This is a genomic window from Mycobacterium sp. RTGN6 (assembly GCF_033804605.1).
Lineage (GTDB): Bacteria > Actinomycetota > Actinomycetes > Mycobacteriales > Mycobacteriaceae > Mycobacterium.
Genome location: NZ_JAPZKZ010000003.1, coordinates 521,905 through 544,357, shown reverse-complemented (window position 1 = coordinate 544,357; position 22,453 = coordinate 521,905). Strand labels below are relative to the sequence as shown.

Annotated in this window: 19 protein-coding genes; 11 read left to right on the top strand and 8 right to left on the bottom strand. The window is 67.6% G+C overall.

The annotated features are described in order from the left end of the window. Nucleotides 1-4 precede the first annotated feature (4 nt). Complete coding sequence (locus tag SLQ33_RS10585) at nucleotides 5-1,006, top strand: NAD-dependent epimerase/dehydratase family protein (protein ID WP_319453771.1); 1,002 nt, start codon at nucleotides 5-7, stop codon at nucleotides 1,004-1,006. Nucleotide 1,007: 1 nt separating this feature from the next. Further along, on the top strand, nucleotides 1,008-1,664 hold the full coding sequence (locus SLQ33_RS10580; protein ID WP_319453770.1) for a helix-turn-helix domain-containing protein: 657 nt from the start codon (nucleotides 1,008-1,010) through the stop codon (nucleotides 1,662-1,664). 6 nt (nucleotides 1,665-1,670) lie between these two features. On the opposite strand, the gene SLQ33_RS10575 is transcribed toward SLQ33_RS10580, so the two are convergent. Further along, nucleotides 1,671-3,317 carry a GMC oxidoreductase gene (locus SLQ33_RS10575; RefSeq protein ID WP_319453769.1) on the bottom strand — a complete coding sequence of 549 codons (1,647 nt, stop codon included), beginning with the start codon at nucleotides 3,315-3,317 and terminating at the stop codon, nucleotides 1,671-1,673. Between the two features lie 235 nt (nucleotides 3,318-3,552). Here SLQ33_RS10575 and SLQ33_RS10570 point away from each other — a divergent pair, with 235 nt between their 5' ends. Further along, nucleotides 3,553-4,734 carry an alkane 1-monooxygenase gene (locus SLQ33_RS10570; RefSeq protein WP_319453768.1) on the top strand — a complete coding sequence of 394 codons (1,182 nt, stop codon included), beginning with the start codon at nucleotides 3,553-3,555 and terminating at the stop codon, nucleotides 4,732-4,734. Here SLQ33_RS10570 and cobF read toward each other — a convergent pair. Further along, on the bottom strand, nucleotides 4,679-5,479 hold the full coding sequence (gene cobF, locus SLQ33_RS10565; protein ID WP_413467624.1) for a precorrin-6A synthase (deacetylating): 801 nt from the start codon (nucleotides 5,477-5,479) through the stop codon (nucleotides 4,679-4,681). The two genes, SLQ33_RS10570 and cobF, sit on opposite strands and share 56 nt — an antisense overlap. A gap of 68 nt (nucleotides 5,480-5,547) precedes the next feature. Here cobF and SLQ33_RS10560 point away from each other — a divergent pair, with 68 nt between their 5' ends. Further along, complete coding sequence (locus SLQ33_RS10560; RefSeq protein ID WP_319453766.1) at nucleotides 5,548-6,774, top strand: diiron oxygenase; 1,227 nt, start codon at nucleotides 5,548-5,550, stop codon at nucleotides 6,772-6,774. Here SLQ33_RS10560 and SLQ33_RS10555 read toward each other — a convergent pair. Continuing rightward, a complete protein-coding gene (locus SLQ33_RS10555) occupies nucleotides 6,735-7,931 on the bottom strand; it encodes an MFS transporter (RefSeq protein ID WP_319453765.1) in 1,197 nt (398 codons plus the stop codon). The two genes, SLQ33_RS10560 and SLQ33_RS10555, sit on opposite strands and share 40 nt — an antisense overlap. Before the next feature lie 52 nt (nucleotides 7,932-7,983). Here SLQ33_RS10555 and SLQ33_RS10550 point away from each other — a divergent pair, with 52 nt between their 5' ends. Next, on the top strand, nucleotides 7,984-8,859 hold the full coding sequence (locus tag SLQ33_RS10550) for an LLM class flavin-dependent oxidoreductase (protein WP_319453764.1): 876 nt from the start codon (nucleotides 7,984-7,986) through the stop codon (nucleotides 8,857-8,859). On the opposite strand, the gene SLQ33_RS10545 is transcribed toward SLQ33_RS10550, so the two are convergent. Further along, the gene (locus SLQ33_RS10545; RefSeq protein WP_319453763.1) at nucleotides 8,843-10,009 is read right to left on the bottom strand and encodes an ROK family protein; all 1,167 of its coding nucleotides are present in this window, start codon (nucleotides 10,007-10,009) and stop codon (nucleotides 8,843-8,845) included. The two genes, SLQ33_RS10550 and SLQ33_RS10545, sit on opposite strands and share 17 nt — an antisense overlap. A 100-nt stretch (nucleotides 10,010-10,109) precedes the next feature. Between SLQ33_RS10545 and SLQ33_RS10540 the strand changes: the two genes are divergently transcribed. Both SLQ33_RS10540 and SLQ33_RS10535 read left to right on the top strand, forming a co-directional pair. Continuing rightward, a complete protein-coding gene (locus SLQ33_RS10540; protein WP_319453762.1) occupies nucleotides 10,110-11,324 on the top strand; it encodes an MFS transporter in 1,215 nt (404 codons plus the stop codon). A gap of 76 nt (nucleotides 11,325-11,400) precedes the next feature. Continuing rightward, nucleotides 11,401-12,075: a cutinase family protein gene (locus SLQ33_RS10535; protein WP_413467623.1), complete on the top strand. Its 675-nt coding sequence runs from the start codon at nucleotides 11,401-11,403 to the stop codon at nucleotides 12,073-12,075. 116 nt (nucleotides 12,076-12,191) lie between these two features. On the opposite strand, the gene SLQ33_RS10530 is transcribed toward SLQ33_RS10535, so the two are convergent. Further along, nucleotides 12,192-12,953 (bottom strand): acyl-[acyl-carrier-protein] thioesterase, encoded by a 762-nt coding sequence (locus tag SLQ33_RS10530; RefSeq protein WP_319453761.1) that lies wholly within the window; start codon nucleotides 12,951-12,953, stop codon nucleotides 12,192-12,194. A gap of 183 nt (nucleotides 12,954-13,136) precedes the next feature. Between SLQ33_RS10530 and SLQ33_RS10525 the strand changes: the two genes are divergently transcribed. Together SLQ33_RS10525 and SLQ33_RS10520 are read left to right on the top strand one after the other, a co-directional pair. Continuing rightward, on the top strand, nucleotides 13,137-14,171 hold the full coding sequence (locus tag SLQ33_RS10525; RefSeq protein ID WP_319453760.1) for a zinc-dependent alcohol dehydrogenase family protein: 1,035 nt from the start codon (nucleotides 13,137-13,139) through the stop codon (nucleotides 14,169-14,171). 10 nt (nucleotides 14,172-14,181) lie between these two features. Next, nucleotides 14,182-14,565: a DUF2255 family protein gene (locus SLQ33_RS10520; RefSeq protein ID WP_319453759.1), complete on the top strand. Its 384-nt coding sequence runs from the start codon at nucleotides 14,182-14,184 to the stop codon at nucleotides 14,563-14,565. 86 nt (nucleotides 14,566-14,651) lie between these two features. Here SLQ33_RS10520 and SLQ33_RS10515 read toward each other — a convergent pair whose 3' ends face one another. Together SLQ33_RS10515 and SLQ33_RS10510 are read right to left on the bottom strand one after the other, a co-directional pair. Next, entirely contained in the window at nucleotides 14,652-15,047 is a 396-nt protein-coding gene (locus SLQ33_RS10515; RefSeq protein ID WP_319453758.1) for a VOC family protein, read from the bottom strand. A 77-nt stretch (nucleotides 15,048-15,124) separates the two neighbouring features. After that, entirely contained in the window at nucleotides 15,125-18,055 is a 2,931-nt protein-coding gene (locus tag SLQ33_RS10510) for a protein kinase domain-containing protein (RefSeq protein WP_319453757.1), read from the bottom strand. Between the two features lie 276 nt (nucleotides 18,056-18,331). On the opposite strand from SLQ33_RS10510, the gene SLQ33_RS10505 reads away from it, so the two are divergent. Together SLQ33_RS10505 and rnhA are read left to right on the top strand one after the other, a co-directional pair. After that, nucleotides 18,332-18,964, top strand: a complete 633-nt coding sequence (locus SLQ33_RS10505) for a glyoxalase (protein ID WP_319453756.1) — start codon at nucleotides 18,332-18,334, stop codon at nucleotides 18,962-18,964. Between the two features lie 35 nt (nucleotides 18,965-18,999). Then, nucleotides 19,000-19,470 (top strand): ribonuclease HI, encoded by a 471-nt coding sequence (rnhA, locus tag SLQ33_RS10500; protein ID WP_319453755.1) that lies wholly within the window; start codon nucleotides 19,000-19,002, stop codon nucleotides 19,468-19,470. 90 nt (nucleotides 19,471-19,560) lie between these two features. Here the strand turns inward: rnhA and SLQ33_RS10495 are convergent, their stop codons facing one another. Then, entirely contained in the window at nucleotides 19,561-22,341 is a 2,781-nt protein-coding gene (locus SLQ33_RS10495; protein WP_319453754.1) for a carboxymuconolactone decarboxylase family protein, read from the bottom strand. Between the last annotated feature and the right edge of the window lie 112 nt (nucleotides 22,342-22,453).

Here is a 22,453-nt window from a genome sequence, read left to right as displayed (position 1 = left end):
AGTGATGACGGAGACGGTTCTGGTGACCGGCGGAACCGGCTACATCGCGGGGTGGTGCATCGCCAAACTTCTCGAGCGCGGGTTCTGCGTCCGGACCACCGTCCGCGGCACCGCGAAGGAAGCGTCCGTGCGCGATGCGGTGGCCACGGTCGCCGATCCCGGCGACAGGTTGAGCTTCGCCATCGTGGACCTCACCTCGCCCGAGGGATGGGACGCCGCGGTCGACGGCGTGGACTACGTGCTTCACGTCGCGTCCCCACTGTCGGGCGACGACATGCTCACGCCCGCCCGCGACGGGACGCTCAACGTGCTGCGCGCCTCGGCCGCGGCCACGGTGCGCCGCGTGGTCATGACGTCGGCGGCCAACGCGGCGAGTCCCTCGTCCTACACCGAGGAGGGTGTCACCGACGAGACGCTGTGGACCGACCCGAACGATCCGAAGCTGATTCCCTACCGGCGCGCGAAGACCGTCGCCGAGCGGGCGGCGTGGGACTTCATGGTCACCTACGACGGTTCGATGACCTTGACGACGATTCTTCCCGGCGCGGTATTCGGTCCGATCCTGTCGACCGACGCGATCGGCTCAGTCAGCATCGTCGAGCGAATGCTGAAGGGCGCCATGCCCGGCAGTCCCCGGATCGGCTTGGAGATCGTCGACGTCCGCGACCTCGCGGACGTACACGTCCGGGCGATGACGTCGGATGCCGCGGCTGGCCAACGATTCCTCGCCACGGGCGAGTTCACCTGGATGCGCGACATGGCGAGGACGCTGCGCGACGGCCTCGGCCCGGCGGCGGCCAAGGTGTCAACGCGACAACTCCCCGACTGGCTGGTGCGCCTGACGTCGGTCTTCGACCCGCCACTGCGCGACATCACCGTGTCGCTGGGCAGGCGCAACCGGCACACCACGGAGAAGGCGGCCCGGCTGCTGGACTGGCATCCGAGGCCCGCCGCGGACACGGTGCTCGACTGCGCCACCAGCCTCATCGCTCACGGAGTCGTCTGACATGCCTGCCGAACAACCCCGCCCGGCCAGGAAGGACTCGGTGCGCAACCGAGCCCTGCTGGTCTCGGCGGCGCGGGAGGTGTTCGCGCAGCACGGCTTCGGCGCGACGCTCGACGACATCGCCCGCCACGCGGGGGTCGGCGTCGGCACCGCCTACCGGCACTTCCCGAACAAGCAGGCCATCGCGGCCGAGGTGCTCACCGACGCCACCGAACAGATCGTCACCGATGCCCGACACGCGCTGACGATCGAGGATCCGTGGAACGCGTTGGTGGACTTCTTCGAACGGACGGCCGAGCGCCAGGCCGCCGACCGCGGGCTCTACGAGGCGCTGACGGGCCACGGTGATGCGCGGGCACAGGAAAGGCTGTGGCCCTTGATCATCGCGGCAGTCGCCGAGTTGTTCGACCGCGCCGTCCGGGCCGGTGTCGTGCGCCCCGGCGCCGCCGCGCAGGACGTCGCCGCGCTGTTGGTCATGATGGGACCCGCGTACGAGCTCAGCCGCCGCATCGAGCCCGGGCTCTGGCGACGGTACCTGCATCTGATGCTCGACGGGCTGCGCGCGACCGATCGTCCGGCACTCGAGGTTTCGGCTCCCCCGCTCGACGCGGTGGAAGCGATCATCACCGTCGGTAAGTTCACGCCACCGCAGCGGTGAGCCGGACTAGACGACGCTGCGCAGCAGGGCATCGTCGAAACTGCGGCGGCCCTGCAGGATTCCCTCGATATTGCGTTCGGCGAGCGCGGTGATGGTCATGAACGGATTGCAGCCGACGTGCCCAGGGATCAGCGACGCGTCGTTGACGAAGAGGTTGTCGTACCCGTACACGCGTCCGTAGCCGTCGGTGGCCTTGCCCCGCACGCATCCGCCGAGGGGATGGACGGTGTTGGGGGCGAACACCTCTCCTTCGAAGATGTCGTCGCGGTAGTCCACGCCGTTGGCAGCGACCACCCGGTCGAACACCTTCTTCGCACGCTCGCGCAGATGTTCGGTGTGCCCGTCGGGCCATTGGATGGTGACCGAGTCCGAGGCGCGGTCGTAGGCGATGTCGGCGCGATCGCCCGTCTTGACCATCACGTAGTAGCCCAGTGCATGGGTTTCCACGGGAAGCGGGAGCGAGAACATGCTGGCGTAGACCGGGTTTTCCGGGTCGTTGCGGCCGTCGAGGTTGATCATGCCCATCAGCGACTGTTGCGTGCCCGCCGGATCGGTGTCGCGCAGCTGGTGCGCGACCATCACGTCGCCGTTGTTGCCGTAGCCGCGGCCGAGTTCCGCACTGAGCCGCGGGAGCGTGCCGGTCTCGCGGGCACGCAGCAGGAGCTGCGTGGTACCGAGTACACCCGCGCTGAGATGGAGTTGGTCGCAACCGATTTCGTCACGTCCGAGTTCCTTGCCCCACCGGTCGATGCGCCGCGTGGACACCACCCATTCGCCGCCGGGCTCCTGCCGGATCGCGGTGACCTCGGTAAGCGCCTCGAGGTGGACCTTGCCGGTGGCCAGCGCCGCGGCGATGTAGGTCTGGTCGACGCTGCCGTAGCGCCCGTGGTTGTTGCCGTACTGCTGCTCGAAGTCCAGCGCCGACCGCGGAACCAGGCCGGCCTCTTCCTGTTTCATGTAGTCGAAGCTGTAGGCGCTGCCGTTGTAGTCGACCTGGTAGCCGGCCGCAGCGGCGTACTGCCTTCCGACGCGGGCGTATTGGTAGTAGGGCGTGCGCTCGAACCAGTCCATGTCGCGGTAGTTGATCCGCAGCGTGGACTTGGCGCGCTCGAGGTAGATCTTGAGGAATTGCGCGACGCCGATATCGGGGAAGGCCTCTTGGATCTGCGCGGGCGTCGGGACCGCCGCGATCGCGGCGTTGACCATCGAACCGCCGCCGACGGCGATGCCGCGGAACACGTTGTGCGCCCCGTGGACGGACTTGTCGCAGATGCCGGCCTGCACCGGCTGCGACGACGGTGCGCTCTTGGCCACCTGGTCGATCGAGATGCCCTGAAACGACGGCACCAGGCTGGGCGGGACGTCGGAGAACCAGCCGGCGCGGGTGTCTGCGGGCAGCATTCGGGTGAACCGCTTGCCGTCGTCGTCGGTGGCGTTCCACAGCCTGCCCTTCTCCAGGATGAGGGTCTCGACCCCGGCCTGGCCGAGCCGCAACGCCGACACCCCGCCGCCGTAGCCACTGCCCACGACGATCGCCGGGTAGTGGCGCCGGGAACTCTGTAAGGCCATGTCGGTCAGCAACCCGCCACCCATTGCGGTGGCGGCTACCCCGGCCGCGGCGCCGATGAAGCGCCTTCTCGAGAGGGTCGGCATCTTCCCCTCCTTGAAGCGAATGATAGATAATTAACTAGATCTGCAATATTGTGCACAGTTCGTAAGGCGACGCGTTATCGCGACCGTTGGATCAACCTCAATGAAGGCCATATGTCGTGCAATTTTGCCCCTTCGCGTCAGCAAGTTTCCCTACGAGTTGAATAGACGTTACCGCACCTCTATAGTTTGCGGTAATTGTCTTAGCAATGCTGAATACCGAGTACGGGATCGAGCGATGGGACCTGAGCGACAAAGCACCTCGGCGGTAGAACGCCAGGTCGGCGCGCGCTGGCGAGACCCCAAGCGTTATCTCTGGCTACTCGGCTCGTTGGTGCCGATGCTCGTGTTCGAATCCTGGCTCGGTGTCCACGCGACGGGCTGGGGCGGCTTCTGGTGGTTCGGCCCACTGCTGGCCTTCGTCGTCATCCCCGTGCTCGACCACCTCGTCGGCGCCGACTCGGAGAATCCCCCCGATCGCGCGTTGACCTGGCTCGAGTCCGATCGCTTCTACCGCTGGATCACCTACCTGTACCTGCCCGCCCAGTACCTGTCGTTCGTGTTCGCCTGCTGGTTGTGGGCGGGTGGCGGTTGGGTTCAGATGTCGTTCGTCGACGAGGTCGGTCTCATGGCGACGGTCGGCATCGTCGGCGGGGTGGCCATCTCGGCCGCGCACGAATTGGGCCACCGTCGGGCGAAACTCGAGCGAAGGCTCAGCAAGATCGCACTGGCGCAGACGGGCTACGGCCACTTCTTCGTCGAGCACAACCGCGGCCACCACGCGCGCGTCGCAACGGCCGAGGATCCCGCCAGCTCCCGATTCGGGGAGGGCCTGTACCGGTTCATCCCCCGCTCGGTGGTCGGCGGGTTGCGTTCGGCCTGGCGCATCGAAGCCGCCCGCTTTGGACGACTAGGCAAGTCGCCCTGGAGTTTTCGCAACGACGTGCTCAACGCCTGGCTGATGACAGCGGTGCTGTTCGCGGTCATGGTGGCGTGGTTCGGGGCGACGGTGCTGCCGTGGTTGGTGGGCCAGGCGATCATCGGCTTCTGCATGTTGGAGACGGTCAACTACCTGGAGCACTACGGGCTGCGCCGCCAGAAGGCACCCGACGGGCGCTACGAACGCGTCGGGGCGGCTCACAGCTGGAACAGCAACACCGTCGTCGCCAACGTCGTGCTGTTTCAACTGCAGCGCCACTCCGACCACCACGCCCACCCGATCCGCCGCTACCAGGCGCTGCGGCACTCCGACGAGGCGCCGCAACTGCCCACCGGCTACGCCACGATGATGCTGTTGGCGCTGGTCCCTCCGCTGTGGCGCCGCGTCATGGACTGGCGCGTGCTCGCCCACTACGGCGGCGACATCACCCTGGCGGCGATCCCCCAGCCGGTGCGTGCCGCAGCAGATACGTGTCCATGATCCATCCGTGCCGTTGCCTTGCCTGCGCCCGCATCGCGGAGATCTGCTCACCCACCTCGCCGACCGTGCCAGCCGCCAAGAGCTCGTTCGGCGTGCCGAGGTAGGCGCCCCACCAGATTCGCGTCTCGGGGGGACAACCGAGGAAGGCACAGTCGGAGTCGAGCATGACGACCGCCGTCCCCGTCAGGCCCTCCTCGCGCAGGCGGCGACCCGTCGTGATGAGTACCGGCTCGCCGATGTCGTTGAGCGGGATGCGATGTCGCGCCGTGAGCGCCTGAATCGCGGTGATGCCGGGGACGACGTCATAGCTGACGTCGATGCGCGCGGCGACGAGGTCGAGAATCCGCAACGTGCTGTCGTACAACGAAGGGTCACCCCACGCGAGGAAAGCCCCGACCCCGCCATCAGGCAGTTCGTCGAGCAGGGCACGCGCCCACACGTCGGCCCGTGCGGCATGCCAGTCGGCGACGGCCTGACGGTAGTCGCCCTTCTTCGCGCGGGACGGGTCGGCGAGTTCGACGAAGCGATACCCGGGTTCGCGGATGAATCGTGTGCAGACTTCCCGCCGCAGAGCCACCAGATCGTCCTTGGCCTCACCCTTGTCCATGGCGAAGAAGACGTCGACCTCGTTGAGTGCGGCGACCGCTTGGGCGGTGACGTAGTCGGGATCGCCCGCCCCGATTCCGATGACGTGAATCCGGCGGCTCACGGAACCACCAGTACCCGGTACCCGGGGTATTGACATCTCGAGTCTGGCGTCATTAGGTTGCAAAGCATATCGGCGCACTTTTGCCAGCTGAACGGACGTCAACGATGACTCTCTCCCCCGAAGCGACCCGCCGTACCAATGCGCCCACGCGCGAGGAATTCTCCGAACGCCTGCTGCGGGGTTCGGTCAAGAAGTACTACGAGCCCGTCGTCGACATCGACTGGGAAGCGCCGATCGATCCCGACAAGTTCTTCCTACCGCCCAAGGTGGTGTCGCTGTACGGGACGCCGATGTGGGACGCCATGACGCGCGCCCAACAGATAGAGCTGTCGCGCCAGGAACTGGTCAACACGCTCTCGGCGGGCATCTGGTTCGAGAACATCCTCAACCAGGCGCTGCTGCGCGACCTGATGCACGCGGATCCCACCTCCAGCGCAACGCACTACGCGCTCACCGAAATGGGCGACGAGACGCGCCACATGGTGATGTTCGGCAAGGCCATCGAACGCGTGGCCGCCAAGCCGATCCAGCCCCGGCGCTACCAACGGATCATCATCAACGCCCTGCCGCTCACGTTCAAGGGTTCGCTGCTGTGGATCGCCGCGCTGATCGGCGAGGAGATCTTCGACTCGCTGCAACGGCAGATGATGGACGACTCCGAACTGCAGCCAATGGTGCAGCGGCTCATGCGGATTCACGTGACCGAGGAAGCCCGGCACATCCAGTTCGCGCGCGACGGCGTGCGCGGGCGCGTCGGGGACATGCCGCGGCTCAACCGGTGGTGGGTGGCCAACCTCAACGGCGTCGGCGGGTACTTCTTCCGGTTCCTGTTCACCAACAAGGTGCCCTACCGCCGTACCGGGCTGCCCGCCCGCCAGGCACGTCGGATCGCGCGGCGCAGCCCGCACCGCCACGAGGTTCAGAGCATGGGCTTCGCGCCGCTGGCCGCCTTCCTCGACGAGGTCGGGCTGATGGGTCCGATCGCGCGCCGGATGTGGCGGCGCACGCGATTCCTGCCGCCTGCGGCACCGGTGCCACCCTCGTCCGCGGCGGTTGCCGACGACTTCTCCGAGCTCTATGACGGCCCCGCCAACCTCCGGGTCGCCGACGACGACCATTCCGTCCGGGTGCGGCTCACCGGCCACGTCGATCCGATCGACGGCAAGTACCACTGGCGCGGAACGGTTTTCGGCGCACTGCCCGACGACGTGCTCAAGCGGCCGGAGGCGCTGCTGACGGCAAACGGCCGCACCGCCGCGGCACGCATCGCCGAGCGCACGCCGCAGGGCGGCTACTCGGTGACTGGAATGGGCGCGCCGCCCTTCGCCTGACGCCAGGCCAGCCCCAATAGTGCGACGGCGAACACGGCGCCGACCGCACCCGAGATCAACAGCGGCAGCGTCCCGTCCGCGCCCCACAGCAGGCCCGCCCACACACCGGCGATCAGCATCGCGAAGCCCGACGCACCCTGGAAGACGCCCTGCGCGCTCGCTTGGACGTCCTTGCCGGCCAACGACGAGATCCACGCCTTCCCAACGCCGTCGGTGAATCCCGTGAACAACCCGTAAACCCCGATCAGCAGCCAAGAGCTCAGCTTGTCGTCGGTCAACCCGAGTCCGCCGTAGCCAATGGCGAAGAACACCAACCCGATTCCGAACACGGCGGGTCGCGGAATGCGGTCCGCGAGCAGCCCCGCCGGGTAGCTCGACAGCGCATAGACCGCGTTGTAGCCGACGTAGGCCAGGATCACCTCGACGACGGAGAAGCCGATCTCGTTGAGCCGCAACAGCAGTAGCGCGTCGGGGAAGTTGACGACGCCGAACGCGACGAGCAGCACCGCCACTCGCCAATATCCGCCGGGGAGGTCGCGCACCCGGGAGAAGATGCCCGCCCTGACCGCCGTGACGACGCGGCGCGGCTCGCGGACCAGGAACACCAGCGCGACGCTGAGCACCGCGGGCACGACGGCGACCCACAGCAGCGGCGCGATCTGGTGGTCGAGCAGTTCGTAGCCCACCAAGCCCAACAGCGGTCCGACCACGGCGCCCGCGGTGTCCATCGCGCGGTGGAACCCGAACACCCGCCCGCGGGCGGCGTCGTCGACGTCGGCCACCAACAACGCATCCCGCGGGGCGCCGCGCAGCCCCTTGCCGAGCCGGTCGACCACGCGCCCCGCGAGGACGCCCTGCCATGCGCCGAAGGCCGCCACCATCACCTTGCCGAGTGCTGCCAGCCCGTAGCCTGTCGCGATGAGCGGGCGGCGGGCGAACCGGTCACCGAGTGGACCGGAGGCGAGCTTGGTCAGCGACGCCGCGCCCTCGGCCGCGCCCTCGATGGCACCGACGACGGCGGGCGGCGCACCGAGCACCGCGGTCAGGTAGATCGGCAGCAGCGGGTAGAGCAACTCGCTGGCCGTGTCCTGCAGAAACGACACGGCCGAGAGCACGCGCACGTTCCGGGTGAGCCAGGGTCTGCGCACGCGGCCCATAATGCCGGACGTTCCTACTTCCAAAATTAGAACGTGTTCTAGTATCGGGCGCATGCGGTTCACCTATGCGGAAGCCATGACCGATCCCAAGTACTACATCCCGTTGGCGAAGGCCGCCGACGAGGCCGGATACCACGCGATGACCATTCCGGACAGCATCGCCTACCCCGAAGTGTCGGACTCGAAGTACCCGTACACCGAGGACGGAAATCGCGAATTCCTCGACGGCAAGTCGTTCATCGAATCGTTCGCGCTGATCGGTGCGCTCTCCGCGGTCACCACGAAGCTGCACTTCAACATCTTCGTGCTCAAGCTTCCGATCCGGCCGCCCGCGCTCGTCGCGAAGCAGGCCGGCTCGCTGGCGGCGATGTTCGACAACCGACTCGGCCTTGGCGTCGGCACCAGCCCCTGGCCGGAGGACTACGAGATCATGGGCGTGCCGTTCGCCAAGCGCGGCAAGCGGATGGACGAGTGCATCGACGTCATCAGGGGCCTCACGTCAGGCGACTACTTCGAATACCACGGCGAGTTCTACGACATCCCCAGCTTCAAGATGACGCCCGCCCCGACGAAGCCCGTTCCGATCCTGGTCGGTGGTCACGCCGACGCCGCGCTGCGACGCGCCGCCCGCAACGACGGCTGGATGCACGGCGGCGGCGACCCCACCGAACTCGACCCGCTGCTCGCCAAACTGCAGAAGTACCGGGACGAAGAGGACCGGATCGGCCTCGCCGAAGAGTTCGAGATCCACGTCATCTCGATCGACGGCTTCACGCTCGACGGCGTCAAGCGACTCGAGGACAAGGGCGTCACCGACGTCATCGTCGGCTTCCGCATCCCCTACATCATGGGCACCGACACCGAGCCGCTCGACGACAAGATCCGCAACCTGGAGTGGTTCGCGGAGAACGTCATCGCGAAGGCATAACCACCAGCTGGTCGACCGCGCGTGCGCTGAGCACGTCGGAGAGCACCATCGCCGCGGTGCCGACCACCGCCGAGTGCCCGCCATTGGCGGCAGGCACCACCTGAAGCTCCCGCGTGGCCATCGCAGTGGCGTTGCGGTACAACGCTTCCCGAAGACCGGCGACGAAGACGTCGTAGGCCGCCGCCATGTCCCCCGCCACGACGAGCACCGCGGGGTTGAGCAGGTTGACCGCGGCCGCGATCACCTCGCCGATGTGTCGACCGCTGTCGCGGACCAACCGACGCGCCTCCGGATCACCTGCATGGACGAGTTCGACGACGTCGCGCATGTGGCGGACCGAACGCCCCTGCCGTTGCAACTGATGCACCAACGCCCAGCCGCCAGCGATCGCCTCCAGACAGCCGGTGTCACCGCATCGGCACGGAAGTCCTTCTGCCGCAGCGATCTTGTTGTGCCCGAACTCGCCGGCCGCCTGCGCGGCACCGCGCTGTAGCGCGCCGCCCGCGATGATGCCCGCGCCCAGCCCGGTCGAGGCCTTGAGCACCAACAGGTCGTCGAGTCCCTGCAATTCCCCGCCACGCTCGCCGAGCGCGATGGCATTCGCGTCGTTGTCGAGCAGCACCGGAACACCCGAAAGTGCCTGCAGGTCCTCGAAGTACGGGCGCAATGCCACGCCGTCCCAGCCCCGCAGGATGGGTGAGTCGCGGCTACAGCCGCGATCGCGGTCCACGGGGCCGGGCAGGCTGAGCCCCACGCCGTACACCGCAACGTCGCGGTAGTCCTCGAGAAGCACGTCGAGCCGCTTCACCACGTCGGGCATGAGGTCGTCGGGTCCGAGTGCGACCTCCTGATCGATGTCGGACGTGGCCACGATTTCGCCGGCTAGGTTGCACACCGCCATGCGGGTGCGGCTGATCCCGATGGCCACGCACAGCACGACGCCCGCGTCGGCGTCGAAGGTCAGCATGGTGGCGGGCCTGCCGCCGGTCGACGGGGCCCGCTCGCTCTCGGCGACGAGCCCGACCTCGACCAAGGCCCCGACCCGGGCCGCGACGGCAGTGCGCGACAGACCCGTCAGCTGACCGAGTTCGGCGCGCGTGGTGTCACGCAGTTCCCGGATCAGGGTGAAGACGTCGCCGACACTGGCCATGTGATCGATTGAACACGCAAATCGTAAGCTGCGCCACTTTGGCCGTCGAAATACAAAAGTCACTTTGCGATCGGGCATATGTAGCTCTACCGTTGAGCCCGTGACTCGAACCCTGGACCGGCACACCCGCCCGCAGTCCGTCGTCTCGCCCGCCCCGTCGGTGCGCTGGCTGGCGGTCTTCGCGCTGGCACTCGGCGGGTTCGGCATCGGCACCACCGAGTTCGTCGCAATGGGCCTGCTGCCGGACATCGCCTCGAGCCTGGGCGTCACCGAGCCGACGGCCGGTCACGTCATCTCCGCGTACGCGCTCGGCGTGGTCGTCGGCGCCCCGCTCATCGCGTCGTTGACCGCGCGCATGGAGCGCAAGACGCTCCTGCTGGGCCTGATGGTCGTCTTCACGCTAGGCAACCTGGTCAGCGTCTTCGCCCCGACGTACGGCACGCTGATGGCCGCCCGATTCGTCGCGGGCCTTCCACATGGCGCGTTCTTCGGCATCGCCGCGCTGGTGGCCGCCCACCTGATGGGCCCGCAGAATCGGGCCAAGGCCGTGGCCCACGTGCTGACCGGCCTCACGGTCGCGACCGTCGTCGGGGTGCCCGTCGCGTCGTGGCTCGGCCAATCCTTCGGCTGGCGCGCCGCGTTCGGCCTCGTCGTCGCGGTCGGACTCGTCACCTTGACGGCGCTCTGGTTCTGGCTGCCGAATATGCGCGCGATGCACGTCACCAGCCCGGTGACCGAACTCGGCGCGCTCAAGCGCGTCCAGGTGTGGCTCGCGCTGCTGGTCGGCATGGTCGGATTCGGCGGCATGTTCGCCGTGTACACCTACGTCAGCACCACGCTGACCGACGTCGCAGGCCTTTCACGCGGACTGATTCCCTTGGCGCTCATGGTCTTCGGTCTCGGCATGGTGATCGGAAACCTCGTCGGCGGGAAGATGGCGGACATCTCGGTGCTCCGCGGGCTGTACGTCTCGATCTCCGCGTTGGGCGTCGTGCTGGCGCTCTTCGTACTGGCCGCGCACAACCCGTGGACGGCGATGGCGGGGCTCTTCCTCATCGGCGCAGCGGGTTCGGCGATCGGTCCGGCACTCCAGACGCGGTTGATGGACGTCGCGCACGATGCCCAGACGCTGGCCGCCGCGCTCAACCACTCGGCCCTCAACATCGCCAACGCAACCGGCGCCTGGGTTGGTGGCATCGTGATCGCCGCCGGTTACGGCTACACCGCTCCCGCCGCTGCTGGCGCGCTGCTCGCCGTGGCGGGAATCGTCGTGTTGACGGTGTCCGTCGTGCTGCAGCGCAAGTCACGGGTCTAGCGCGAGGTGATCGGCGAGTGAGGGCCAGGCCCGAGAACTCACCAGTGAATTCTCCCGCCTGTGCCAGCATGGACCCGTGACCACACACGGCCTTGCCCGACTTTGCGCCGTCGCGGTGGTGACCACCTGGACAGTTCTGGTCTCGCCCGCCAGCCTTCCAGCAGCCTCAGCCGCACCCTGCCCCGACGTCGAAGCGGTGTTCGCGCGCGGCACGTTCACCCCTCAGGGCCTCGGCGGGATCGGCGACGACTTCGCCAAAGCGTTGCGCTCCAAGCTCGGCGGCAAGACGCTCGGTGTGTACGCCGTCGTCTACCCGGCGAGCATCGACTTCCCCACCGCGGTCGACGGCATCAGGGACGCGAGCAACCACATCGAGCAGACCGCGGCCAACTGCCCCAACACCAAGCTGGTACTCGCCGGATACTCGCAGGGCGCGGCCGTGATCGGCTTCGTGACGGCGAACGCGGTGCCAGGTGGCGTCGATCCCGCCGACGTTCCGAAGCCGATGCCTGCCGACGTGGCCGACCACGTCGCGGCGGTCGCACTGTGGGGTAAGCCGGACCCGCAGTTCATGCAGGCGATCGACTCTCCGCCGGTCAACGTCGGGCCGCTGTACGCGGGCAAGACCATCGAGCTATGCGCGCCGGGCGATCCGATCTGCTCCAACGGCGATGACGGCGCCGCCCATACGAGCTACACGTCCAACGGCATGGTCGACCAGGCCGCTACGTACGTCGCCGGCCGGGTCTAGACCAACGACGCCGATCGACTGATCAATTGATGCGGTGGAAGGCTCGCCGAAAGTACGGTTGTTTACGGCTCTACTCGAGCGATGTGTGCAACAACCGTACCTTCGGCGTTCGGCCACTACAGGTTGCGCAACAGCCCTGCCGCCCGGACGTCGCCGTCGACGACGAACCAGAACCGCACGTCACCGTCGCGAACCGTCGAGTGGAGCTCCACGGCCTCCCCGTACTGGATCGGCTTGCGGTACTCGACGACGGAGCGGTAGCGACTCCCGACGACGTCGGCGTACTGAGCGAGCACCTCGTGCACACCGTGCCAGTACACGGTGTTGTTGACGTGCCGGAAGTGATCGATATCGGTGTGGCGCAACGCAAACGGAGTGACCGCGTCGCCGGACGCTGGTCCGGGCAGCCACGGTCGCCACTTGAGCCGGGTGTTCTCCGTGGTCGTCGCGAAGCGCTCGAACAACTCGTCGGTGACGAGCGACGGCGTCAACGTGTCCTTGTTCATGTTGATCCAGAAGCCCTCGGTCTCGATACGGCCGCCCTCGGAGCCGTCGAGCCGGACTCGCATCGCGCACCACCGCGTCGAGATGCCCGCGGCCCAGCGCTGGAAGGCGATGTCGCTTGGCCATTCGATCGGCTCGATGACGTCGATGACGGTGCGCTGCACGATCCAATGCGGGTGAATCTCTGCGAACCCGGCGTCGTAGAGGTGCTCCGCACCCACTTCCTGGATGTAGCGCGCCACCCCGTCGAGCCTGGCGTTGAGATTCGAGTCGATGTCGCCCGTGAGGAGCTTCCATCCGGTGCGGTAGACGTAGCCGCGTTCCGGCAACGGGCTCAGCGGCTCGTGGGCTTCGTCGACCTGCCCTGATGGCACGGATGCTCCTTCGTCGCGCTTCACCCCGGACGGGTGAATGCGATACCGACGGTAATGCACGGCTTGGGCGAGCGTCCTAATCCTGTCGGACGCCAGAAGCGTGAGCAGCCCGTGAGAGGTACTGCGGTTACCTGGAACGACAGTCACTGCCACGTCACAGCGAACCGACGTTGACTGGTTCCCATGAGAGCAACCGTCATGTATGAGGCTGGCGACGTACGCGTGGAAACGGTGCCCGACCCCGTCCTGCAGAACCCCACCGACGCCATCGTGCGCGTCACCTCCGCCTGTATCTGCGGAAGCGACCTGTGGCCGTACCAGTCGATGCCCGCCACCGAGCAGGGCCGCCGCATGGGCCACGAGTTCATCGGCATCGTCGAGGAGGTCGGCTCCGAGGTCACCGGCTTCGCCGCAGGCGACCTGGTCGTCGCCCCGTTCGTGTGGGCGGACAACACCTGCGACTTCTGCACCGAAGGACTGCAGGTTGCCTGCCGCCACGGCGGCGGATGGGGTGAGCCCGGCGTGGACGCCGGACAGGGCGAGGCGGTCCGCGTGCCGCAGGCCCAGGGCACGCTGGTCAAGCTTCCCGTCGCGCCCGACTCGGCGCTCATGCCGTCGCTGCTGACGCTGTCCGACGTGTACTGCACCGGTCACCACGGCGCCGTCACCGCTGGGGTGAAGCCCGGCCACACCGTGACCGTCATCGGCGACGGAGCCGTCGGACTCTGCGGCGTGGTCGCGGCGAAACGCCTCGGCGCGGAGCAGATCATCCTGATGGGCAGGCACACCACCAGGACCGACCTGGGCCGCGAGTTCGGCGCGACCGACATCGTCGCCGCCCGCGGCGAGGAGGGCGTCGAACGCGTGCTGGAACTGACCCGGGGCGACGGCACCCACGCCGTACTCGAGTGCGTCGGAACCCTGCCGTCCATCGAGACTGCGGTGAAGATCGTCCGGTCCGGCGGCGCGATCAGCCGGATCGGCGTGCCGCAGTACACCGAGGGCCCACTCGGTTTCGACACCGTGTTCCGCAACGTCACCTTCACGGGCGGGGCCGCCCCGGCCCGGGCCTACATCGAGGAGTTGATGCCCGACATCCTCGACGGCACCGTCCAGCCGGGCAAGGTGTTCGATCGCACCGTCGGCCTGGACGAGGTGCCGGATGGGTACAAGGCCATGGCCGAACGTGAATCCCTCAAAGTCCTGATCCAGCCCTAGGAGAATTCAAATGACGACGTGGACGGCCGACGACCTCGCGCGCTACGGCGACGCCCAGGAGGTGCGCGTGGCGGGGATGCGCCGCGACGGCTCGCTGCGGACGCCGGTGATCGTGTGGGCGGTGCGGGTCGGCGACGAGCTCTACACCCGCTCCGTGAACGGACCGGACGCCTCGTGGTTTCGCGGCGTCCAGGTCCAACACCGCGGTCAGTTGAGCGCCGGGCACGCCACGGCGGACGTCGACTTCGTCGACGGCAGCGCGCCCGCCGATGACGACCTGATCGACGCCGCGTACCGGAGCAAGTACGGCCACTATGCGGGGCCGGTCGAATCGATCACCAGCGCGACGGCTCGGTCGACGACGCTGAAACTGGTTCCCCACCAATCCGATTAGGAACGCGATGCCGACGCTCAGTGAAGCCGCCCAGCGCAATCACGACGAGGCGCAGATGGAGATGATCGAGCGCTGAGTCCCGACGCTCAGTGCTGCCAACTCTTGTACACGAATTCGAGGCTGTAGCCGTCCGGGTCGAAGACGTTGGCGGCGTAGTAGCGGGGGTCGTAATAGACTCGCGCGCTTGGCGGACCGTCGTCGATGGCGCCCGCGGCCATGGCGGCGGCGTAGGTGGCATCCACCTCTGCCTGACCGTCAGCCACGAAGCCGATGCGCGTCGAGGGATCGCCGACCTCGCCCTGGCGCAGCCAGAAGATCATCCGCCCGTCCTTGCCGAAGCCCTTCAGATCCGGATGGCCCGGCGGGCCGTCGGTTCCGTCGTAGTCGGCCCGGATCGTGATACCCAGCGGTGCGAGTGTCGCGGTGTAGAAGTCGACGGAGCGAGCGACGTCGCTCACCGCCAGGATGACGTGGTCGAGCATAGGGTCGACGCTAGTCCGGGAGCCGGCCACGTTCCGGCGCGGGGCCGTCACGATCGCTGCCCTGCGCGACAGCGGCACTACGTGAAGTCGAGCGCCTCGACGGTGGCGATGGGCCCTTCATGTGAGGGCCGGCCGGCGCCCCCGATGCAGTACACGGTGGAGCCAACCGCAGCCACCACTTGGCCGTGACGGGGAGTTCCCTTTGCCGCCAAGGTGGTCCACGTGCCGTTGGAGATGTCGTACATCTCGGCCGTATCTAGGACGCGCGTCGGTTCCTCGCCGCCGACGACGACGATGCGGCCGTCGATGAACGCGGCGCCGTAGCTGCCGCGCGGAGTCGGCATCGCCGCGAGCTTCTCCCACTTTTCGGATTCCGGGTCGAACCGCTCAAAGGCCGCCGAGTTCTCGTCGGCGCTCAGATTTCGCCCGCCCAGGGCGTACACGTAGCTACCGTCTGACACCGCGGCCAGGTGTTCGCGCGGGGTCGGCAGGTCGGCGGCCTGCGTCCACTTCTGCCCGTCGAACACCTCGGTCTGCGCGACGAGCTGCTTGTCGTTCTGCCCGCCGACGACGACGAGTTTGTCGCCGACGACGGCCGCCGCCGCCGCGGCCCGGCCATGTTGGAGGGGCGGTAGCTCTGCCCATTGTCCGTCGCGGAGTGCGAAGACTCTGTTCGACGCGTCCGCGAGGGTGTCGCTGGCACCCCCGATGACGACCATCTCACCGCGGTACGCCGCCGCCGTCGCATGGTGCAGGGGAATCGGCAGCGGTGGTTGCGTTTGCCACTTATCCGTGCGCGCGTCGTAACTCTCCACCGTTTGGAGCGTCTCGCCTTCGCGCATGCCGCCCGCGATCCAGATCTTCCCGTCGAGCACGGTCGACGCCATCATCAACCTCGCGGTCGGTGCGTCGGGTAGCGGCCGCCACTGCGCCGCGGGTTGGGGTCTGCGCGGCGCCAGCTTCAGCGCTTCCGCCGACGACGTGACCTGGCCATCGGCAACAGCGGTCGACCCGCCGATGGCATACACGGTCTTCCTGACGGCGGCGACGGCCAACCCGTGGCGGGCAGTGGCCATGTCGGGCAGCTCTGTCCACGTCGCCGTGGTGAGATCGAGCGCGGCCACGCTCTTGAGGACCTCTCCCGAGGACGTGCCGCCGACTACCACCAGCCGTGCATCGGTGACTGCCACGCCGAAGTCGCTGCGCCCCTTCGAAAGCGCGGGCATGGGTGTCCAGGTGTCCGCGGCCGGATCGTATGCCTCGACAGCGGCCAGGTCGGCGGTTCCGTCGGTGCCACCCACCGCGTACACCAGCTTGCCGTCTGACGTCGCGCCCAACAGCTGCCGGGCAGTCGGCATGGCGGCACCAGGCTTCCACGACGTGCCGTCGAAGATCTCGGTGTCGTTCAGCAGCTCGCCGCTGGCGTCCACACCACCGGTGACGATGATGCGGTCGTCCACTACGGCCGCCGCCGCGGCCGCCCGTGGCTGCCTCAACGGCGGCAGCTCGGCCCAGTGACCGTTGACCACCCGCCACACGCGGTCCGTCGCAACCTTCGAATTTGCGCCTTCGGTGCGCCAGCCGCCGAGCACCACCGGGGTGCCCTTCCATGTGACTGACATCGCGTGCTGCACTGGGACGGGTAGGTGCTCGCCGGCCTTCCAGCTGTCGATCGCAGGGTCGAAGCCCTCGTGATCCCCGCTCACCCGGTTGTTGGGATCCGTGCCGCCGAATATCCAGATCGTGCCGTCGGCCTGGGTGGCCGCCACCGCCTCGCGCGCGACGCGTGCGTCCGCGACCGGCTGCCAAGCGGGCGGCGGTTGAGCGGTCGGCGGTTCAGCGGTCGGTCGACTTGGTTGACTCGGGGCGGCTTCGTCACTGCGGGTGTCGCGCGATGACGTGGCCATGAAGACACCGCTGATCACCAGAAGCAGCGCCGCTACCACGGCGAGTGAGCCAATCACTACCCGCTTGCGCTGACGGTTTCTCGGCGTACCGGTCGGCGCGGGATTCTGCGCCAACATGCCCGCCGTCGGCGGCGACGCGGACACTGCTGTGCCGTCGGCCGAATCGGCAACCGCTTGCGCGTGCGACTCCGACGGCATCGCTTGCGTGCTGTCGAGTTGAGCCGGATGACCACTTGGCTCACTGAGCGCCATCGGATCCGCCGTCAATCCGTTGTTCCGTTGCGCCGTCTGCAATCTGCGGCCCAACTCGTCCGCTGACGCGTACCGGTCACCGGGCTCACGAGACATCGCCTTCTCGATCACGGCGCAAACATCGGCCGGAATTCCGGTAGGACGCAGGTCCGGGACGGGTGTCGAGGTGATGCGCAGATAGTGCGCGATCAGGTCCTCGTCGGGCTTGCGCTCGTGCGGAGGATTTCCGGCGATCAGCGAGTAAATCGTGGCGCCGAGCGAGTACACGTCCGCCGCGACGGTCGGCGGATTGCCTGCGAGCACCTCTGGCGCCGTGTAGGAGAGGGTGCCGGTGAAGTACCCCGTCTCGGTCTTGTACCCGCCGGCGATCCGCGCGGTCCCGAAGTCGCTCAGTTGCGGCTCGCCGTAATCGTTGACGAGCACGTTCGCAGGTTTGATGTCGCGGTGCAGGGTGCCCGTCCGATGCGCGGTTTCCAGCGCCCCGCACAGCTTGACTCCGATGTGCAACGCCTCCGGCCAAGGGATACGGCCCTCTCGGTGTACTCGCTCGGTGAGGGAACCCACTGCGCAATAAGGCATTACGAGGAACGGCCGGCTACTCTCGGTCACGCCGACTTGCAGGATGTTCACGATGTTCGGGTGGCCGGAAAGCGAACCCATCGCGTAGCCCTCACGCAGAAAGCGTTCCCGTTCATCATCGTCGAGATCCGACGAAAGCACCTTGATCGCGACGCTGCGACCGAGCGACCGCTGATGGCAGCGAAACACGACCCCGCTGCCGCCCCGGCCGACTTCGACGGCGCCCTCGAACCCGGCGGCTGCCAGCTCAGACGCTATCCCACCCGCCATGGTGCAGCCGCCCTCCGTGAAATGCGGACCTTCGCTCCAAAGGTACCGAGCAAAGGCATCGGGGACATGGGTTTGCACTTCGTGGCCGCAGCTCGCAAACGATCGGATGGCCGCTGTTCGGGCTGGCCCAACATCACCCGCTTCTGCAGTTGTTCAAGGCGTTCGAGGCTGATTCGTGAATCGAGTACCGTCGCCGACCAACTCCGCGTATCGGTCTGGGACGGAGTACGTTCGGCAAGCCGTATCAATGACCCCGAGGTTGGGAACGCCGCATCCATGACCATCACCGTCGCCGAGTTCGAGGTCGCTGATCCAGCGGACGCGTGGACGCGAGCCGGGTTCAGCGTCGATTCCGATGCCGTCTGCCGGATCGGGGGCGTTCGCATCCGGCTGGTGGGGCGTGACACCGGCACCGGCATCGTCGGGTGGTCGTTGCGGGGCCTGCCGCCTGACCGCTCGATCGACGACCTCGACGGCGTCCCTACAACGCGGTCCGACGATGTCCCTGCCGCGCCGGCGACGCACCCGAACGGCGTCATCGCGATCGACCACGTCGTGCTGTTGTCACCTGACCTGGGTCGGACGGTCGAGTCACTGGCCGCCGTCGGCGTGGACCCGCGCCGGGAACGGATGGGCGAACTCGGCGGACGACCGATCCGCCAAATCTTCTTCCGGTTGGGGGAGGTCATCGTCGAGGTCGTCGGTTCGCCGGAGACGGCGAGCGAGGGGCCGTCCACGCTCTGGGGGATGACGTACGTCGTCGCGGACCTCGACGCGACTGCCTCGTTCTTCGGTGACCGCACGTCACCGGTCAAGGACGCGGTGCAGCCCGGACGCCGCATCACCACGCTGCGGCATCGCGAGTTTGGGATGTCGGTCCGGTCGGCGATGATCTCAGCGCGTCGCTGAGCCGACTGCTCGACCTCAGTGCCTATTCTCGGCCCATGACCGACGCCGCAGACCGCGAGGACGCCGTAGTCATCCACACCGACGGCGGGTGCAGACCCAACCCCGGCCCTGGCGGCTGGGGGGCCGTCCTGCGCCACCGTCAACACGTCCGCGAGATGTGCGGTGGCGAGTCCGGCGAGACGAGCAACAACCGGATGGAGTTGACCGCGCCGATCATGGCGCTGGAGGCGCTCACCAGGCCGGTGTTGGTGCACCTGTACACCGACAGCACCTATGTCCGTAGCGGCATCACCAAGTGGGTGCTCGGCTGGGAACGCAACGGCTGGAAGACCGCCGCGAAGCAGCCGGTGAAGAACGTCGACCTCTGGCAACGGCTCCAGGCGGCCTGCGCGCGGCATCAGGTCGAGTGGTTCTGGGTGAAGGGGCATTCCGGTGTCGCCGACAACGAGTTGGCCGATGAACTAGCGACCCGCGGAATGCAGGAAGCGATCGACGCCGCCGGATGACCTCTCGCTCCTGCGGCGGAGCGAGAGCCGCGAATGCCGCCCCGTCTGGTGCCGGGGCGGCATTCGTTTGATCGGTCTCGGGGCCTTCGCCTACGGCGCGGGTGATCCCACCTCGGATAGATCCGGCACCTCGAATGCGTTGAGCAACAACGACACCCCGAGATACGTGCTCGCAACGTGGATGATGTCGACGACACCTGTCTGCCCGAATGCCGCCTCGGCGGCGTGGTAGAGCTCATCGCTGACCTGACGGGTCGAGATGAGTTCCTGCACGAACTGAGCCGCAATCAGCTGGTTTCCGGTGAGTCCGACCGGCGCCTGCCCGCTGGCCAACGACGCAATCGCGTCCTCGGGAACGCCGAAGTAGCGCGCCACCTTCTCGTGCGCATAAAGCTCGAACTCCGAGCCCCACAGTCCGCCGCCCGCGAGAATGACGATCTCCCTGATCTGGATGGGAAGGCTTGACGCTGAGAGGGTGTTGCTGAGCTTGTACACCGCCGCTCCGATGACCGGGTTGTAGAGGTAGGCGTTGAGCGGGCCGACGAGCTCGTCCACGCTCCCGAACAGGTCACCAAATTGCAGCTTTAGCGCGGCATTGATGGCTTGCATCTGAGCGGCCAGTGCTTGCTGCGCCGGGGTTGCGGTTTCCAGATCGAGCATTGGCAGCCGACCACCCAAACCGTTTTCGCCGTCTGCCGGTATATCGACCAGGGGTGCTGGCGTCGCCGGCACACCCGGCAGACCGACCACCACTGGCGCCTGTATCTCGAAAGCGTTGAGCAACAACGACACCCCGAGGTACGCGCCCGCGACGTGGATGATGTCGACGACACCTGTCGGCCCGAACGCCGCCTCAGCGGCCTGGTAGAGCTCGTCGCTGACACGGTAGGTCGAGACGAGTTCCTGCACGAACTGCGCCGCAATCAGCTGGTTCCCGGTGAGTCCCACCGGCGCCTGCCCACTGGCCAACGACGCAATCGCATCCTCGGGAACGCCGAAGTAGCGCGCCACCTTCTGATGCGCATAGATCTCGAACTCCGAGCCCCACAGCCCGCCTGCCGCGAGGATGACGATCTCCCTGATCTGAATGGGAACCGTCGCCGCTGAGAGGGTGTTGCTGAGGTTGTAGACCGCCGCTCCGATGGTCGGGTCGTAGAGGTAGGCGTTGAGCGGGCCGATGAGGTCGTCACCATCCGTGAACAGGTCACCGAAACGCTCCTTTAGCGCGGCATTGATGGCTTGCATCTGAGCGGCCAGTGCCTTCTGCGCGGGAGTTGCGGTTTCCAGATCAAGCTCCGGCAGCCGACCAAACAGACCGCCGGCGCCACCGGCGCCACCGGCAGCGCCCGCGGCGGCGGGAGCACCGCTGATGCCGGCAGAGCCGGCCTGGCCGAGCAGACCAGCGGACCCGCCGATCCCCCCGGCACCCGCCAAGCCGGCCACGCCACCGGCACTGGCCGCGCCACCCACCGCATCGCTATCGACGGTCGGACTTCCTGCACTGGTGATGACGGTTGCCCCGCCCGTGCCGCCGTAGCCACCGCCACCGCCGCGTCCGGCCGCACCGCCGTCACCGCCGTCACCACCAAGGCCCAAGAACAACGACCCCTGCCCACCGGCACCACCAACGCCGCCAATCCCGCCGGCACCACCGGCACCGCCGGGGCCGCCGTCCTCGTCACTGTTCATGGCTGCGTCGATGCCGTGAGCACCGGCACCACCGATGCCGCCGGCGCCGCCGACACCGCCATCACCACCACGGCCGAACAGCAATGAACCGTTGCCACCGGCACCACCACTACCGCCCGCGGTTCCACCACCGCCGCGACCGCCGTTGACTCCGGTCACGCCGGCGGCGCCATTCAGTCCGGCCCCACCAGCTCCACCATTGCCGCCCTGACCGCCCAGCAGACCGGCATTGCCGCCCGTACCGCCGGCAGCACCAAGGCCGCCTGCGCCGCCGGCGCCGCCATTGCCGAACAGCAGACCGCCGTGCCCGCCGTCACCGCCGGCAACACCCACCTCGGTGCTTACCCAGCCGCTACCACCACTACCGAGAATCCAGCCACCGCCGATGCCGTTCGGGTTGGCCTGCGTGCCATCCGCACCGTCGCAGATCAGACCGCAACGCCCACCCACGGCAAACAGCGAGTTGACCAGCAGTCCGGCCGCGGGAGCAGGGGTGCTCGGCGCCGTCGGCACTACTACGGCTGACAGCGCGATCGGCAACGTCGCGGGGTCCGTGGCATTCCGCGCAACCGGACGATCCGGTGAGACCGTCGGCACGGGCGTGGCGACGATCGGGTCAGCGGCGCTGTGAACGGCGCCTCCGGTACTTTCGACATCGGCTGCGGAAGCGTCGACGGCGGTCTCGACCTCGGAACCATCGACTTCGCCGGCGGAATCGTCCGAATCGGTGTCATCATCGCGGTCCTCGTCCGAAGCCGCGGAAGTTGTTCGCTGCACGGATGATTGAGACGTGGCGGTCCCCGATGTCGAACCACCCGACGGTTCGGAGTCGCCATCCGATGATCGAGCCGTCGCGGTTCCCGATGTCGAACCACCCGACGGTTCGGGGTCGCTGCCACCCGACGATTGAGACGCGGAACTCCCCGACGCCGAGCCACCCGATTGAGACGCGGAACTGCCCGACGCCGAAGCACCCGACGAGTCGCTGCCGCCGTCCGAGGTGTCGGCAGAGGCGACACCGGCTCCCGCCGTGATGGCGACACCCAGCCCGAACGCTACTGCCCCCGCGCGAAGCCACTGCCCGCAAGACCCGGTCGCGTGGTGAAGGCGTTTGGCGTGACGACGCCCCTGCCCCGTGGCCACTCCGGTCATCAATGCGGCCTTGCCGTCCAGTGAACTCATCGATCCTCGCTCCGTTGCGCCCGTCACATGCGAACCGCGATGTGATCTGAGTAACTGTGTTACACCGGGTAGGGTAACCGGGTTACTCAAATGCGGCAAGGGGGGATTCTGA

What these genes read in the sequence shown, in the direction of transcription:
- SLQ33_RS10545 (WP_319453763.1), bottom strand. Translation starts at nt 10,009, where the DNA reads ATGGCCAGTGTCGGCGACGTCTTCACCCTGATCCGGGAACTGCGTGAC.
- SLQ33_RS10585 (WP_319453771.1), top strand. Translation starts at nt 5, where the DNA reads ATGACGGAGACGGTTCTGGTGACCGGCGGAACCGGCTACATCGCGGGG.
- SLQ33_RS10520 (WP_319453759.1), top strand. Translation starts at nt 14,182, where the DNA reads ATGACGACGTGGACGGCCGACGACCTCGCGCGCTACGGCGACGCCCAG.
- SLQ33_RS10550 (WP_319453764.1), top strand. Translation starts at nt 7,984, where the DNA reads ATGCGGTTCACCTATGCGGAAGCCATGACCGATCCCAAGTACTACATC.
- SLQ33_RS10570 (WP_319453768.1), top strand. Translation starts at nt 3,553, where the DNA reads ATGGGACCTGAGCGACAAAGCACCTCGGCGGTAGAACGCCAGGTCGGC.
- SLQ33_RS10510 (WP_319453757.1), bottom strand. Translation starts at nt 18,055, where the DNA reads ATGGCGGGTGGGATAGCGTCTGAGCTGGCAGCCGCCGGGTTCGAGGGC.
- SLQ33_RS10560 (WP_319453766.1), top strand. Translation starts at nt 5,548, where the DNA reads ATGACTCTCTCCCCCGAAGCGACCCGCCGTACCAATGCGCCCACGCGC.
- rnhA (WP_319453755.1), top strand. Translation starts at nt 19,000, where the DNA reads ATGACCGACGCCGCAGACCGCGAGGACGCCGTAGTCATCCACACCGAC.
- SLQ33_RS10575 (WP_319453769.1), bottom strand. Translation starts at nt 3,317, where the DNA reads ATGCCGACCCTCTCGAGAAGGCGCTTCATCGGCGCCGCGGCCGGGGTA.
- SLQ33_RS10525 (WP_319453760.1), top strand. Translation starts at nt 13,137, where the DNA reads ATGAGAGCAACCGTCATGTATGAGGCTGGCGACGTACGCGTGGAAACG.
- SLQ33_RS10515 (WP_319453758.1), bottom strand. Translation starts at nt 15,047, where the DNA reads ATGCTCGACCACGTCATCCTGGCGGTGAGCGACGTCGCTCGCTCCGTC.
- cobF (WP_413467624.1), bottom strand. Translation starts at nt 5,479, where the DNA reads ATGTCAATACCCCGGGTACCGGGTACTGGTGGTTCCGTGAGCCGCCGG.
- SLQ33_RS10555 (WP_319453765.1), bottom strand. Translation starts at nt 7,931, where the DNA reads ATGGGCCGCGTGCGCAGACCCTGGCTCACCCGGAACGTGCGCGTGCTC.
- SLQ33_RS10495 (WP_319453754.1), bottom strand. Translation starts at nt 22,341, where the DNA reads ATGAGTTCACTGGACGGCAAGGCCGCATTGATGACCGGAGTGGCCACG.
- SLQ33_RS10505 (WP_319453756.1), top strand. Translation starts at nt 18,332, where the DNA reads ATGACCATCACCGTCGCCGAGTTCGAGGTCGCTGATCCAGCGGACGCG.
- SLQ33_RS10580 (WP_319453770.1), top strand. Translation starts at nt 1,008, where the DNA reads ATGCCTGCCGAACAACCCCGCCCGGCCAGGAAGGACTCGGTGCGCAAC.